This is a genomic window from Streptomyces sp. NPDC002306, from assembly GCF_053593435.1.
Genome location: NZ_JBSFCK010000008.1, coordinates 239,780 through 253,961 on the forward strand (window position 1 = coordinate 239,780; position 14,182 = coordinate 253,961).

The 14,182-nt window shown below is 74.1% G+C and carries 12 protein-coding genes; 6 read left to right on the forward strand and 6 right to left on the reverse strand.

The window, feature by feature from the left end; all coding sequences use genetic code 11:
- Positions 1 to 22 precede the first annotated feature (22 nt).
- Positions 23 to 1,258, forward strand: coding sequence for an acyl-CoA dehydrogenase family protein (locus ACWCQK_RS18720; protein WP_451156258.1), 1,236 nt, complete (start codon positions 23 to 25; stop codon positions 1,256 to 1,258).
- Positions 1,255 to 1,731 carry a nitroreductase family deazaflavin-dependent oxidoreductase gene (locus tag ACWCQK_RS18725; protein ID WP_451156259.1) on the forward strand — a complete coding sequence of 159 codons (477 nt, stop codon included), beginning with the start codon at positions 1,255 to 1,257 and terminating at the stop codon, positions 1,729 to 1,731. Before ACWCQK_RS18720 ends, ACWCQK_RS18725 begins: the two co-directional genes overlap by 4 nt.
- 75 nt (positions 1,732 to 1,806) lie before the next feature.
- On the opposite strand, the gene ACWCQK_RS18730 is transcribed toward ACWCQK_RS18725, so the two are convergent.
- Complete coding sequence (locus ACWCQK_RS18730) at positions 1,807 to 2,442, reverse strand: TetR family transcriptional regulator (protein WP_451156369.1); 636 nt, start codon at positions 2,440 to 2,442, stop codon at positions 1,807 to 1,809.
- Between the two features lie 134 nt (positions 2,443 to 2,576).
- Here ACWCQK_RS18730 and ACWCQK_RS18735 point away from each other — a divergent pair, with 134 nt between their 5' ends.
- The 3 genes from ACWCQK_RS18735 to ACWCQK_RS18745 all read left to right on the forward strand — a co-directional run bounded on the left by ACWCQK_RS18735 (position 2,577) and on the right by ACWCQK_RS18745 (position 6,486).
- Positions 2,577 to 3,326: a VOC family protein gene (locus ACWCQK_RS18735; protein WP_451156260.1), complete on the forward strand. Its 750-nt coding sequence runs from the start codon at positions 2,577 to 2,579 to the stop codon at positions 3,324 to 3,326.
- A 180-nt stretch (positions 3,327 to 3,506) separates the two neighbouring features.
- Positions 3,507 to 5,861, forward strand: coding sequence for an outer membrane protein assembly factor BamB family protein (locus ACWCQK_RS18740; protein WP_451156261.1), 2,355 nt, complete (start codon positions 3,507 to 3,509; stop codon positions 5,859 to 5,861).
- A 94-nt stretch (positions 5,862 to 5,955) separates the two neighbouring features.
- On the forward strand, positions 5,956 to 6,486 hold the full coding sequence (locus tag ACWCQK_RS18745) for a hypothetical protein (RefSeq protein ID WP_451156262.1): 531 nt from the start codon (positions 5,956 to 5,958) through the stop codon (positions 6,484 to 6,486).
- Between the two features lie 30 nt (positions 6,487 to 6,516).
- Here ACWCQK_RS18745 and ACWCQK_RS18750 read toward each other — a convergent pair whose 3' ends face one another.
- From ACWCQK_RS18750 to ACWCQK_RS18760, 3 genes are read right to left on the reverse strand one after another with little or no spacing between them, the layout of a single operon-like run.
- The gene (locus tag ACWCQK_RS18750) at positions 6,517 to 7,293 is read right to left on the reverse strand and encodes an enoyl-CoA hydratase/isomerase family protein (protein ID WP_451156263.1); all 777 of its coding nucleotides are present in this window, start codon (positions 7,291 to 7,293) and stop codon (positions 6,517 to 6,519) included.
- Positions 7,290 to 7,706, reverse strand: a complete 417-nt coding sequence (locus ACWCQK_RS18755; protein WP_451156264.1) for a Zn-ribbon domain-containing OB-fold protein — start codon at positions 7,704 to 7,706, stop codon at positions 7,290 to 7,292. The genes ACWCQK_RS18750 and ACWCQK_RS18755 overlap by 4 nt, the downstream gene beginning before the upstream one ends.
- A 24-nt stretch (positions 7,707 to 7,730) precedes the next feature.
- The gene (locus ACWCQK_RS18760) at positions 7,731 to 8,897 is read right to left on the reverse strand and encodes a lipid-transfer protein (protein ID WP_451156265.1); all 1,167 of its coding nucleotides are present in this window, start codon (positions 8,895 to 8,897) and stop codon (positions 7,731 to 7,733) included.
- A gap of 99 nt (positions 8,898 to 8,996) precedes the next feature.
- On the opposite strand from ACWCQK_RS18760, the gene ACWCQK_RS18765 reads away from it, so the two are divergent.
- The gene (locus ACWCQK_RS18765; RefSeq protein ID WP_451156266.1) at positions 8,997 to 10,583 is read left to right on the forward strand and encodes a FadD3 family acyl-CoA ligase; all 1,587 of its coding nucleotides are present in this window, start codon (positions 8,997 to 8,999) and stop codon (positions 10,581 to 10,583) included.
- A 104-nt stretch (positions 10,584 to 10,687) separates the two neighbouring features.
- Here the strand turns inward: ACWCQK_RS18765 and ACWCQK_RS18770 are convergent, their stop codons facing one another.
- Positions 10,688 to 10,876 (reverse strand): hypothetical protein, encoded by a 189-nt coding sequence (locus ACWCQK_RS18770; RefSeq protein ID WP_451156267.1) that lies wholly within the window; start codon positions 10,874 to 10,876, stop codon positions 10,688 to 10,690.
- Positions 10,877 to 11,081: 205 nt separating this feature from the next.
- Positions 11,082 to 14,033 carry a BTAD domain-containing putative transcriptional regulator gene (locus tag ACWCQK_RS18775; protein ID WP_451156268.1) on the reverse strand — a complete coding sequence of 984 codons (2,952 nt, stop codon included), beginning with the start codon at positions 14,031 to 14,033 and terminating at the stop codon, positions 11,082 to 11,084.
- Between the last annotated feature and the right edge of the window lie 149 nt (positions 14,034 to 14,182).

Here is a 14,182-nt window from a genome sequence, read left to right on the forward strand (position 1 = left end):
TCAGATCTGGAAGGGGTGCCCCATGGACGCCGGTCTCACCGCGGAACAGGACGACATCCGCCGCACCCTCCGGGAGCTGTTGCGCAGACGCTGCGGACCGCAGGAGGCGCGGGCCGCGACCGACGGCCCCGCCGGGCACGACCCGCTCCTGTGGTCGGCCCTCGCCGCCCGGCTCGGCCTGCCCGGCCTCGCCCTCCCGGAGCGCTACGGCGGGGTCGGCTGCCCGGTCACCGACCTCGCGCTCGCCTGCGAGGAGACGGGGCGCTGCCTGGCTCCCTCCCCGCTGCTGGCCACCGCGGGCCTCGCCGCCCCCCTTCTGCTCGCCCTCGGCACCGAGGCCCAGCGCGCCGCGCTGCTGCCCCGGATCGCCGCGGGCGCCCTGACCGCCGCCCTCGCCGTGCCGGGCGGCTGCCTGGCCACCGCCCTGGGACTGACCGGGCCGAACGGCGGCGACTGGGCCGGGGGCGGCCGGGCGGGCGGGGTGCAGGCCCGGCGCGCGGACGGGCGCTGGCGGCTGTACGGGCAGGCCGACCAGGTCCTCGACGGCCACAGCGCCGGACTCCTCGTCGTCGCCGCGCACACCGGCGGGTTCGCCCGCTCGCGCACGCGGCTGTTCCTCGTGACCGGTGACGCGTCCGGGCTGGTACGGGTGCGGCAGACCGCGCTGGATGCCACCCGTCCCCTCGCGCGGATCCAACTGCGCGATGTGGATGCCGAGTTGATGGGCGAGGGTGACGAGGGCGCGGCCCCTCTCGCGGCCCTCGTGGCCGTCGGCGACAGTGTGGCCGCCGTACTCGCCTGCGAGGCCGTCGGTGCCGCCGACCGGGCGCTGGAACGCACCGTGGAGTACGTCGGCCGGCGCGAGCAGTTCGGGCGGCCGATCGGCTCCTTCCAGGCGGTGCAGCACCGGCTGGCCGACGTGTACGTCCAGGTGCAGGCGGCGCGCTCGGCCGCGTACTACGCGGCCTGGGCGACCGCCCGCGAGCCGGCGGGGGGCGCCCCTTCGGGCGGGGGGTCGCAGGAGACGGGGGAGCGGGCCGGCGGGCTCGCCCTCGCGCAGGCCCTGGAGGCGCTGCGGACCGCCGCGGCCGAGGGCATCCAGCTGCACGGCGGCATCGGCTTCACCTGGGAGCACGACGCCCATCTGTACTTCAAGCGGGCCACCGGGGACGAACTCCTGTTCGGCCCGGTGCACCGGCTGCGGGCGCGGGCCGCCGAGACCGCGCGACTCTTCGAGCGACGGGAGGTGGCGGTGTGACCGGCGTCGGGGTGCGCGTGGTGCGCGGGATCTCCTCCACCCGGGGCTTCGCGAAGCTCGCCCCGCACGTCGTCCCCGCGCTGGACCGCGCGGTGCACCGCCTCACGCGCGGCAGGGTGCTGCTCAGCGCGCGCATGCTGCCGGGCGTGGTGCTGACCTCGACCGGGGCGCGCAGCGGGCTGCCCCGGCGTACCCCGCTCGCGTGCGTGCCGGAGGATGGCGGTCGCGGCTGGCTGCTGATCGGCTCCAACTTCGGCCGGCCCGGCCACCCCGCGTGGACCCACAACCTGCTCGCCCATCCCGACGCCGAGGTCAGCTGGCGGGGCGAGGACGTCCCGGTCACGGCACGGCTGCTGGCGGGGGAGGAGCGGGCGGCGGCCTGGCGGGCGGCGCTGGCGCTCTGGCCGCCGTACGCGACGTACCAGGCGCGGGTGGAGCGGGAGATACGGCTGTTCAGGATCGTGCGCAGGTAGTGCGGCAGGCGATGGCCCACCCGGGTGAACCATCGTCTGCCTGACAGGACTTGGGACCGGTAAGAGAGTTCGGGGCTACTTCGTCGGCTTCTTCCCGGTCACGCCCAGGTGGACCAACAGCGCGAGGTTCGGCTTGAGTTCGGCCTGCTTGACGCCCCAGGACTGGAAGCCCTTCTGGTGGGACGCCACCGCGGCGAGCATCGCGACCAGCGAACCGGCGATCGCGGCCGGGTTCACGTCCTTGTCGACCTTGCCCTTGGACTGCAGCTCGGCGACCGCGTCCGAGAGCGAGTTGTTCACCGAATTGAGGATCTTCATACGGAGTTTGTAGAACCGCTTGTCGCCCTCGGCGGCGCCGAGGTCGACGACCCTGAGGATCGCGTCGTTGCGGCGCCAGAACTCCAGGAACCCGTCCACGAGTTCCTGGGCGGTCTGCCATCCGGCCTTGCCGGCCCAGGAGCGTCCGGCGACCAGGGCCGTCAACTCGGCTCCCTCGGTCGCCATTTGCTCGGCGATCTCCAGGACGGCGCCCTCGACGTCCGGGAAGTACTGGTAGAAGGTGGCGGGCGAAGTGCCCGCCTTCCGGGCGACATCGATGACTTTGACGTCCCGGTACGGGGAGGAGCTGAGCATCTCGCTGAGGCAGTCGAGCAGCTTCTGCCGGGTCGCCTGCCCACGCCGGCCGGCCACGCGGCCGTCGACGGTACGCACTTGTCCTGTCATGCCGTCAGCTTACCGAGGGGTGATCGGAGCGCGATTCGGCCGACTGCAAATGGGGTGCGCGGGGGTGCGGGGGCTGGTGTGCCTGGTCTGCGGGGTGCGGGCGGCACGGCTACTTTGGCGGTATGGCCGAAAACAGGGCATCGGGGTACGGAGAGGACGTCCGTGAGGGCGCCCCCTGCTGGGTGGACGCGCAGCTTCCCGACGTGGAGGCGGGCAAGCGGTTCTACGGCGAGCTCTTCGGGTGGACGTACGACGACGCGTCCGGCTCCTCCGTATGGGCCCGTGAGGGCGGTGAGCTCGTCGCCGGGCTCGAGCACAAGGCGGACGGCCGGATGCCCACCGTCTGGACGGTCTACTTCGCGACCCCGGACGTCGAGGCGCTGGTCGGGCGGCTCCGGCAGGCGGGCGGGCAGGTCGTGACGGAGCCCGTGCGGGTCGGCGGCCCGGGCCCCGCGGCCCTGGGCGTCGCCGCCCTGGTGGCCGACCCCGAGGGCGCGGTCTTCGGCCTCTGGCAGCCCGGCTCCCACCCGGGCTTCGGCACCCACCGCGCACCGGGCACCTTCGCCTGGGCCCAGCTCTACGCCCGCGACACGGCCGCCGTCAACGCGTTCTACGGCGACCTCTTCTACGACGCCTTGTTCGGCCCCGACTCCGAGCCCGAGTTCGGCCGGACCCCGGTGGCCGACCTCTTCCCGGCCGAGATGCCGCCGCACTTCCTGGTGCACTTCCGGGTGGCGGACTGCGCGGCGGCGCTCGATACGGTGAACCGGCTCGGCGGACGCGTCCAGGCGGGTCCCTTCGCCGCCTCGTACGGCACGGTGGCCGTCGTCACCGACAATCAGGGGGCGTCGTTCGCGCTGCTGGAGCGCTGATCACCACGGTTTTGCCCCCATAACATGGGAGACACCCCGATTGTCACCGGGTTCGCAACCTGCGGCCCGGCCAGGAAGAATCAGGGTGCGTGCCGCCACGGCGGTGCGGTGGTGAGACGCTGCACGGGGTCGCGTACACACAGGGGTCGACGCGGCCCGTACGGGGAGGTGGCAGGGCAAGTGGTGGATCAGCTGACGCAGCACGATCCGCGGCGTATCGGGCCGTTCGAGGTGCTGGGACGGCTGGGTGCCGGCGGCATGGGGCTGGTCTATCTCGCGCGCTCGGCGTCCGGCCGGCGCGTGGCGATCAAGACGGTCCGTACGGAGCTCGCCGAGGACCAGCTCTTCCGGGTCCGCTTCACCCGCGAGGTGGAGGCGGCCCGCGCGGTCTCCGGCTTCTACACGGCCGCGGTCGTCGACGCCGACCCGCGCGCCGCGGTGCCGTGGCTGGCCACCGCGTACGTCCCCGCGCCCTCGCTCGAGGAGATAGTGAACGACTGCGGGCCGCTCCCGGCCCAGGCGGTGCGCTGGCTGGCGGCGGGCGTCGCGGAGGCGTTGCAGTCCATCCACGGCGCCGGGCTCGTCCACCGTGACCTCAAGCCCTCGAACGTCCTCGTGGTCGAGGACGGCCCCCGGGTGATCGACTTCGGGATCGCCTCCGGCGTTTCGAACACGCGTTTGACGATGACGAACGTGGCTGTAGGCACGCCCGCCTACATGTCCCCCGAGCAGGCGAAGGACTCCCGCAGCGTCACCGGCGCGAGCGACGTGTTCTCGCTCGGCTCGATGCTGGTCTTCGCCGCCACCGGACACCCGCCCTTCCACGGCGCCAATCCGGTCGAGACCGTCTTCATGCTGCTGCGCGAGGGCCCCGACCTGGAAGGCCTCCCGGACGAGCTGCGCCCGCTCATCGAGTCCTGCATGCAGATGGAGGCGACGGGCCGCCCGAACCCCGCCGACCTCCAGGCCCAGCTGGCCCCCCATCTCTTCGGCTCCGGCTCCGACGACAGCGGTACCGCGTCCGCGTGGCTGCCCGAGAAGGCGGTGGGGCTCATCGAGTCGCGCCGCGGTGGCCGCCCGCCGGTGAAGGCGCCCGCGCCCGGTCCGCGCAGCGCGGGCCGGCCCCCCGTGCCGCCCCCGCCCTCGCGCGACCCCGTCATCCCGGCGCCGCCGGTGCCGGCCCCCGTGGGCGCCCCCGACACCGGACCCGTCCGGCTGGCCGGGGCCGCGGTGCCGATCGGACCCGGTCCGCGCGTCGCCGACGCCCGCGCCGCCGCCGTCAAGGCGCCCCCGCCGGAGGCCGGTCTGGTCGCCTCCTGGGCCAGGCCGCGCCCCGGTGTCAACGGCATCGAACCCGCCGTGACCGTGCCGCCTCCCGTGCCCCCGGTGCCGCCGGAGACGGCGGCCGGCTGGCGCCCCTGGCGGTTCCGCATGTCCAACGACGTGTGGGGCACCCCGGCGGTCGCCGGTGACCTCGTCTACGTCACCTCCTTCGAGGTGCACGCCCTGGACGTGGCGACCGGCCGGCGCCGCTTCAAGACCCGGGACGTGGCCTGGTCGATGGCGGTCGCCGACGGCCGTATCCACGCCTCCGACGGCCCCACCCTGTTCGCGCTGGACGCCCGTGAGGGCGGTGACCTGTGGCGGCTGTCCACGGACGCCTGGGTGTACTCCCTGAAGGCCGACCGCGGCACGGTCGTCACCGGCACGCGCGGCGGCGGCGTCCAGGCCTGGGAGGCCTCCAACGGGCAGCGGCTGTGGGAGATCGCCGGCTGCCAGAGCGACTTCGAGTCCCCCGAGGCGGGCCCCGCCGTCCACGACGGCACGGTGTACGTCTGGCAGGACGCCCGGCTGCGCGCCCTCGACGCCCGTACGGGCGAGGAGCGCTGGTCGTACCCGATCGGCGACGCGGCCTCCTGCGGCGGGGTGCCGGTCCGTGTCACCCGCGCCCAGGACGGCCATGTGTACGTCAGCGCGGGCACCCGGGTCCTGGCCGTCGAGGTGTCCACCGGCAGGGTGCGCTGGCACTTCGAGGCCCCGGCCGCGTTCCTGTCCCCGCCCACCTTCGTGCCGGGTCCCGCGGTGACGGGCGGCGGGGTCTACCTGGCCGACTACCTCGGCACGGTGTACGCGCTCGACGCAGCCGACGGTCGCGACCGCTGGCGCATCGCCACCGAGGCCCGGTCGTCGACCGATCCGGTGCTGGTGGCCGCGGGCCATGTCCACGTCGGCAGCGGCAAGGGCCTGTACACGCTGGACGCCGTCACCGGCACGCCCAAGTGGCGCTTCCAGGCGGGCGGCGACATCGTGGGCGCGCCCGCGGTGGCCGAGGGCCGTATCCACTTCGGCTCCACCGACCACCTGCTCTACACCCTGAAGGCCGACGACGGCCGACTGCGGTGGAAGCTGGCGACGGGCGGCGAGATCACCGGATCGCCGGTGGTGAAGGACGGCGTGGTGTACGCGTGCAGCAAGGACCGCTGTGTGTACGCGCTCGACGCGGAGAAGGGCACGGGCACGGCGCGCGGGGCCTGACCCCGGCGGCGGCTCCGCCCCGGACGGCACATCGGGACGAGCCGGACGCCCAGCGGTGACATGCTCGTGACAGGCGGTGACTAGTGTGCCGTGCATGGATCGACGGGGGCACAGACTCAGGTTCACCGCGGTGTCGGTACTGGTCGTACTGGCACTGACCGGCTTCTCCACCGGCCGGGGACATCGCAGTCACGGCGACGACGGGGGCGGCGGGTGCAGCAGCTCCGGCCAGGACCACGACGGCTCGTCATCGGGCGGCGGTACGTCCGGTTCGCGCTACGACGACGACGATGACGGCGACCTCACCACCGGCGGGGGCGGTTCCACCGCGCGGACCGCCACACCGAGCCCCACGACGTCGGACGTCGCCGACGTCCGGCTGGAGCGGTGCGCGACGGCGGAGGAGCCCAAGGCCCGGCTCGGCGTCAGCAACTACAACGCCACGAAAGGCGTCTTCTCCGTGCACATCGCCTTCCAGGACGCGAGCGGTGTCACCCTCGAGGAGCGCACCATGGACGTGACGGTGGCCGCCCGGGACAGTGTGCTGCTGGAGGTGGTCCTGGACCGGGCCGTCGCGGCGAGGGTGGCCCACTGCGAAGCGGAGCCGGTGGCCCCGTCGGCGTGACCCCGGTGGCGCGCGGGCGACGGAGCCGCGCTAGCGGATCCGGGGTGCGGCCGTCGGACGCCCGGCGAACAGCCGGGCCTGTTCCTCCGCGGGCAGGTTCCCCAGCGAGATGAGCTGCGGCGCCTGCGCGAACGCCGCCGCGCGCGCCGCCTCCTGCGCCGCCCACAGGGCCCGTACGGTCCCCTGCACGCCCCGCGTCGGGTATCCGGCGATGACCGTGGCGCACCGCACGGCGGCCGGCAACGCCTCGCCGGGCGCGGTGAGTTCGCAGACGAGCCCGAGCTCGTACGCGCGCTGGGCCCCGATCCGTTCCGCGCTGCCCATCAGCATCATCCGGGCGACCTCGCCGTACGGCATCCGGTGCGCCATGAGGACGGACTCGTAGGCGCTGACCATGCCGAAGGTGGTGTGCGGGTCGAAGAAGGCGGCGGTCGTGTCGGCGACCACGAAGTCGCTCTCCCCGAGCAGGTAGAAGGCCCCTCCGCAGGCCATCCCGGCCACCGCGGCGATCACCGGCTTCCACAGGTCGTTGGCCTTCGGCCCGACCCGCAGCAGCGGATCGTCCTGCATGTACGGCGACGCGGGCTGCGGCACGACCGCGTCCCGGTCGAGCCCGGTGCAGAACGCCCGCTCGCCCGCCCCGGTGAGCACCACGGCCCGTACGGTGTCGTCGAACCGGAACTCCCGCCAGAGGGCGACCAGTTCGTCGACGGTCTTCAGGTCGATCGCGTTGAGCCGCGCGGGCCGGTCGAGGGTGACGACGGCGACGCCGGTGTCCTGGTCGGTGCTGACCCGCACGCCGTTCACGGCCGCTCCGCGACCCACTGCGGAAGGCCGCCGTCGGAGAAGACGACCTGCACCCTGGCACCGATGCGGAGGTGACCGGGCGGGACGGAGTTCAGCGGTGCCCCGGCCCGGGTGACGAGGTTGCCGACCAGCCGTATCCGGGGGGCGTCGGCGAGTTCGACGACGATCACGTTGTACGGGGCCTGTTCCGCGTAGTCGGGCAGCAGCGGCGGATGCGGGACGACGTAGGACCAGATGCGCCCCCGGCCGTCGACCTTGCGCCAGGCCGTGCCGAAGGACTGGCAGTGCGGGCAGCAGGGGCGGGGCGGGAAGCGGAGCTCGCCGCAGTCGGCGCAGGCCTGGATCCGCAGCTCGCCCTGCGCGGCGTACTGCCAGAACGGGGCGCCGTCGGCGTCGGTGACGGGGGTGAGCATGGCGTGGGTCGACTCCTCGGCTCGTCAGGTGCGCAGCAGCAGGGCGGAGGTGGGCACACCCTCTCCGGCGGTGACCAGGCAGGTGGCGGCGCCCGGGACCTGCGCGGTACTGGTCCCGCGCAGTTGCCGCACGCCCTCGTTGATGAGGTTGAAGCCGTGCACGTAGGCCTCGCTGAGCCCGCCGCCGGCGGTGTTCAGGGGCAGCCGTCCGCCGATCTCCAGCGCGCCCCCTTCGGTGAACGCGCCGCCCTCGCCGCGCCCGCAGAAGCCGTACCCCTCCAGGGAGAGCGGGATCAGCGGGGTGAACGCGTCGTAGATCTGGGCGACGTCCACGTCCTGCGGGGTGAGGTCGGCGTGCTTCCACAGATGCCGGGCGGCGGTCCAGGCGGGCCCGGTGAGCGGGTCGTCGTTCCAGTAGTTGACCATGCCGTGGTGCTGGGCGGGCAGGCCCTGGGCGGCGGAGTGGATGTACACGGGCGGCCGGCGGCAGTCGCGCGCCCGTTCCCGCGACACGACCACACAGGCCAACGCCCCGTCCGTCTCCAGGCAGTTGTCGAAGAGGCAGAGGGGCTCACTGATCCACCGGGAGGTCATGTACATCTCGCGGGTGAGCGGCCGTTCGTACATGACGGCCGCCGGGTTCTGGTTCGCGCGGTTGCGGCAGGCGAGGGCGACGTTGAAGAGGTGGTCCCGGCCGGCTCCGTACTCGTGCAGATAGCGGCGGGTCAGCATGGCTATCTCGTCGGCCGGCCTCAGCAGCCCGAAGGGCCGGGTCCACTGGGCCGGGGTGGGGAGTTGGGCGGTCGTGTTCCGCCAGGGCCGGGGCCCCGAGCCACGCTTGCGCGAGCGCCAGGCCACCCCGACCGTCGCCTGTCCGCAGGCGATGGCGGCGGCGAGGTGGGCGACGGTGGCGCACGATCCGCCGCCGCCGTAGCCGACCTTGCCGAAGAAGGTGAGGTCGCCGAAGCCGACCGCCTTGGCCAGCTCCACCTCGTCGGTCTCCTCCATGGTGTAGGAGGCGAGCGCGTCGACCTCGCCCGGGGCGATCCCGGCGTCGTCCAGGGCGGCCAGGACGGCCCGGCAGGCGAGCGTCCGCTCGTCCTCCGGGAGATGCCGGGCGAAGGCCGTCTGGCCGATCCCGACGATCGCGGTGGCGTCCTTGAGGCCGGTTCCGGCACGGGATCCCGCCATGCTGCACACACCTCCGCGCGAGGAGCCGACTGCTGACAGGTCGTCAGGTTACAACTAATCTGACGGGTAGTCAGCTACTAGATGGGGAGGCCGGTTGTGATGCCCGGTGACGTGGAGTGGGACAGCGTTCCGGCCCTGGTCCGCGCGGCGGCCGAGCGGTACGCGGACACCGAGGCGGTGGTGGAGGGCCGTACCCGGGTCTCGTACGCCGAACTGGGCGCCCGTGTGGAGCGCGCGGCGGCGGCGTGCCTGGCGAACGGCGTCGGCCTCGGCGACCGCGTCGCCGTCTGGGCCCCCAACACCCTGGACTGGATCGTCTCGGCGCTGGGCGCGGTGTCCGCGGGCGCGGTGCTGGTCCCGCTGAACACCCGCTTCAAGGGCGCGGAGGCCGCGGACGTGCTGCGGCGCAGCGGGGCCCGGCTGCTGTTCGTGACGGGGACGTTCCTGGGCACCTCGTACGTGGCGGCACTGCGCAGGGCGGCGGGGGAGGGGGCCGGCGCGATGCCGCTGCCGGGGCTGCCGGCGCTGCGGGACGTGGTGGTCCTCTCGGACGACGCCCCGGCCGACTTCCGCAGCTGGAAGGACTTCCTGGCGAGCGGGGAGGGGGTGGGGGAGGCGGAGGTGCGCGAGCGGGCGGACCGCGTGACCGCGTCCATGCCGTCGGACATCATCTTCACGTCCGGCACCACCGGCCGCCCGAAGGGCGTGGTGATCACCCACGCGCAGACGGTACGGGGCTACGAGATCTGGGCCGACCTGGCGGGACTGCGCCGCGACGACCGCTACCTCATCGTGAACCCCTTCTTCCACACCTTCGGCTACAAGGCGGGCGTGATCGCCTGTCTCACCCGCGGCGCGACGATGGTCCCCCAGCCGGTGTTCGACGTGGACACGGTGCTGGCGAACATCGCGGCGGAGCGGATCTCGGTCCTGCCCGGCCCCCCGACCCTGCACCAGTCCCTGCTGGACCACGCCTGTCGGGACGCCCACGACCTGTCGGCGCTGCGGCTCGTGGTGACCGGCGCGGCGGTGGTACCGCTGCGCCTGGTGGAACGCCTGCGCGGCGAACTCGGGGTGGACACGGTCCTGACGGCGTACGGGCTGTCGGAGGCCGCCGGCATCGTCACGATGTGCCGCCGCGGCGACGAGCCGTCGGTGATCGCCTCGACCTCGGGCCGGGCGATACCCGGCACGGAGGTGCGGGTGGCGGCCGCGGCCCCGGGCACCCCGGGCGAGGTGCTGGTCCGCGGCTTCAACGTCATGCGCGGCTACTACGAGGACGAGGCCGCGACCGGGGAGGTCCTCACCCCGGACGGCTGGCTGCGCACCGGGGACGTGGGCGTCCTGGACGCGGCGGGCAACCTGCGGATCACCGACCGGCTCAAGGACATGTTCATCGTCGGCGGCTTCAACGCCTATCCGGCGGAGATCGAACAGCTTCTGGGCCTGCACCCCGATGTCCTGGACGTCGCGGTGATCGGCGTGCCGGACACCCGGCTGGGCGAGGTCGGCAGGGCCTTCGTGGTCCGGCGCGCGGACGCGGTGCTCACGGCCGACGACCTGATCGCCTGGGCCCGCCGGGAGATGGCGAACTACAAGGTGCCCAGGGCGGTGGAGTTCGTGGCGCGGCTGCCGCGCAACGCGAGCGGGAAGGTGGTGAAGGGCGAGTTGCGCGGGCGGTCCTGAGACCGGTCGGGGCGGGTCCGTCGCGGACCGGCCCCGGCGCACACGTCGGCCGCGGTGGCTCCCCCTCGGTGCCGCCGCGGCCGACGTCCCCCGTCAGCGGGTGTTCAGGCCTTCTCGTCCGAGGCGTGGTTGTCCAGGAGCTTGGCCTCTTCACCCGAGGCGTGGTTGTCGAGCGTGGTCACCTCGTCCTCGGCCGCCGTCTCCTTCACGGTGGCGAGGACGCCCTCCTCCACGGCGGAGGCGTGGTTGTCCAGCGGCTTGATGACATCGTCGTTCTTCTCGGCCTGCGCCATGATCCTCAACTCCAGCAAGTCGGTGCTTCGTACGGCGGCGGCGCCCGCCCGACCGCTCCCCCGTGAGCTGTCGGGCAGGCGCCCCAGGGCCGTTCACCCTAGTGGTGCGGCCACCGCGCGATCCGTCTGCCCCCCGACGCGACGGATCGACGCGGGCAATCCTGCCGAGCGGCGATAAACGAACGATGAACGCCCGCGACGGGCGCTACGCGGCGGCGGCCGGCGCGAGCAGCCCGCGCACCTCGTCCGCCTCGGGCGAGTCCAGCTGCTCGTAGATGGAGAGGGCCTCCAGCCAGCAGGCCTTGGCGCGGTCCGACTGGCCGATGGCGGCGAGGGCCCGGCCCAGCACGGTGAGCACCGTGCCGCGCCGCCACTCCCCGCCGATGCCGCGCAGCGCGATGGCCTGTTCCGCGTGGCTCGCGGCGAGCGTGGGGCGCTGGGCGGCGAGGTGGACCTCGGCGATCCGGAAGTGGGTGACGCCCTCCCAGAGCGGCTGGCGGTTGTCGTGGAACAGGGACAGCGCCTCGGTGAGCTGGTCGAGCGCCTCCGGCAGCTGCCGGGCCCGGGTCAGCGCGATGCCCAGGGCGTACCGGCCGTTGGCGAGCCGCAGGGTCAGGCCCATGCGGTCGTAGATGTCGATGCCCTGCTGCGCGAGTTCGATCGCGCTGGGGGTGCGCCCCATCGCCACGTGGATCCGGGAGAGGTTGCACAGCGCGCTGGCCTCGCCGACGTCGTTGCCGTCGGCCCGGAAGTTGTCGATCGCCTGCTGGAGATAGCGCTCGCCGTCGGCGTGCCGGTTCTCGTAGATGGCGATGATGCCCCGGTCGTTGGGGGCCCAGCAGCTCGGCAGCGGGTCCCGCGCCTCGGCCGCCAGCGCCATGGCCTGCCGGGCCTCCTCGTCGGCCTCCCGGAACCGGCCGGCGACGAGATGGACGTTGGTCAGGGCGGTCCGGGCCCGGCCCTCGGCGCGGGCGTCCCGGGCCTTGCGCGCGGCCTGCCGCACGGCCAGCGCCGCCACCTCGTACCCGCGCGCGTTGGCGCCCGACTCCGCCAGGTCCTTGGTCGCCCACAGGAGGTCCACGGCCCGGCGCAGGGTCGCGGTGCCGACGGACTGGCGCACACAGGCCATCAGGCAGTTCGCCTCGGCGTAGAGCCAGTCCTGCGCGGTGTGCGGCGAGCTGAACGCGAGGCCCGGATACCGGGTCCGCTCCAGGTGGTCCACCAGCCGGTCCCCGGGCCGCTCGATCGCGTACACCCCGGCGGCCGTGGCCAGATAGAAGTCCAGCAGCCGCGACATGGCGGCCTCCCGCTCGCCCGGCGGCTGCTCGTCCCGCTCCGCGCAGGCACGCGCGTAGAGCCGCACCAGGTCGTGGTACCGGTACCGGCCCGGCGCCGCCGACTCCAGCAGCGACGTGTCGACGAGGGACTCCAGCAGGTCCTCCGTGTCCTCCACGGGCAGGTCCAGCACCGCGGCCGCCGCGGCGAGCGAGAGGTCCGGGCCGTCCGCCAGGCCCAGCAGCCGGAACGCGCGGGCCTGCGCCGGTTCCAGGGCCCCGTAGCCCAGTTCGAAGGTGGCCTTGACCGCCAGGTCCCCGGCCTGGAGCTCGTCCAGCCGGCGCCGCTCGTCCGCCAGCTTCGCCGCCAGCACGGAGACCGTCCAGGTGCGCCGGGCCGCCAGCCGGGAGGCGGCGATGCGGATGGCGAGCGGCAGGAAGCCGCAGGCCGCCACCACGTCCAGAGCGGCCTCCCGCTCGGCCGCCACCCGCTCCTCGCCCACGATCCGGGTGAACAGGGCCAGCGCCTCGTCGGGGGACATGACGTCCAGGTCGACCAGGTGGGCGCCGGCCAGGTCCACCATCCGGACCCGGGACGTGATCAGCGCGGCGCAGCCCGCGGTGCCCGGCAGCAGCGGCCGTACCTGGGCCGCGTCGCGGGCGTTGTCCAGCAGGACCAGGATCCGGCGGCCGTCCAGCACCGAGCGGTACAGGGCCGAGCGCTCCTCCAGCGAGTCCGGGATCGCGGAGTCCGCGGTGCCCAGCGCCCGCAGGAAGGAACCGAGCACCGCCTCCGGCTCCGACGCCCGCGCCCCCGCGCCCTGGAGGTCGACGTACAACTGCCCGTCCGGGAACGACGAGCGGGCCTGGTGGGCCACGTGCACCGCCAGCGTGGTCTTGCCGACGCCGCCGATCCCCGCCAGCGCGGACACCGCCATCACCCGGCCGTCCGCCGAGGCCAGTACCTCGCCGAGCTCCGTCACGAAGGCCGTCCGCCCGGTGAAGTCGGTGACGGTCGCCGGGAGCTGGGCCGGGCGGACCGGCGCCGAGGCGGGCTCCGCCACCGGCGCCGACGGTTCGGCGAGGGTCGGGTCGGCCTGGAGGATCCGCTGCTGGAGGTCGCGCAGGCCGGAGCGCGGGTCGACGCCGAGTTCCTCGGCGAGCAGACGACGGGTGTCCGCGTACACCGCGAGCGCCTCCGCCTGCCGCCCGCTGCGGTACAGCGCCAGCATCAGCAGCTCGCGCAGCCGCTCCCGCAGGGGATGCGCCGCCGTGAGGGCGGTCAGTTCCGAGACCGTCTCCGCGTGACAGCCCTGCTCCAGATCCATGTAGAGCCGGGATTCAAGGAGTTGCAGGCGCCATTCCTCCAACCGGACCCGCTGCGCCTCCGCGTACGGCCCCGGCACCCCCGCCAGCGCCTCCCCGTCCCACAGGGTCAGCGCGCGGCCCAGCAGGGCCCGCGCCTGGCACAGGTCCCCGGTGTGGCGCGCCTTCTCCGCCTCCGCCGCCAGGTCCTGCGCCACCGCCAGATCCAGCGCGCCCTCGCCGGTCGACCGGATCGCGTAGCCGCCCGACTCGCTCACCAGGACGCCGGAGTCGAGCGCCTTGCGCAGCCGGGAGGCGTACGTACGCACCGCCGCGAGCGCCTGCGACGGGGGGTCCTCGCCCCACAGCGCGTCGATCAGCTCGCCCGCCGTCGCCGTACGGCCCTCGCGCAGCAGCAGGGCGGCGAGCAGCGCGCGCTGCTGCGGGGAGCCCGTGGTGAGCGGCTCCTCGCCGCGCCAGGCGCGCACCGGACCGAGCAGGCTGAAGCGCAGCGCTCCCGGTTCCTCGGAGGAGCCGGGACGCCTCTGCTCCGGCACGCGCGGTACACCGTCGTCCATGGGGGTCCCCCTAGGCATCCTCAACAACTCCGCCAGTTTGCCTTGTTCATGGCGGATGCGTCAGCCGGGGGAGACGGCCGTCACAGGCACGCGCGGCCGGGTGCCCGGGGCGTCACAAGGCCCTCACATTCTCTTCTCCCGTCCGCGCG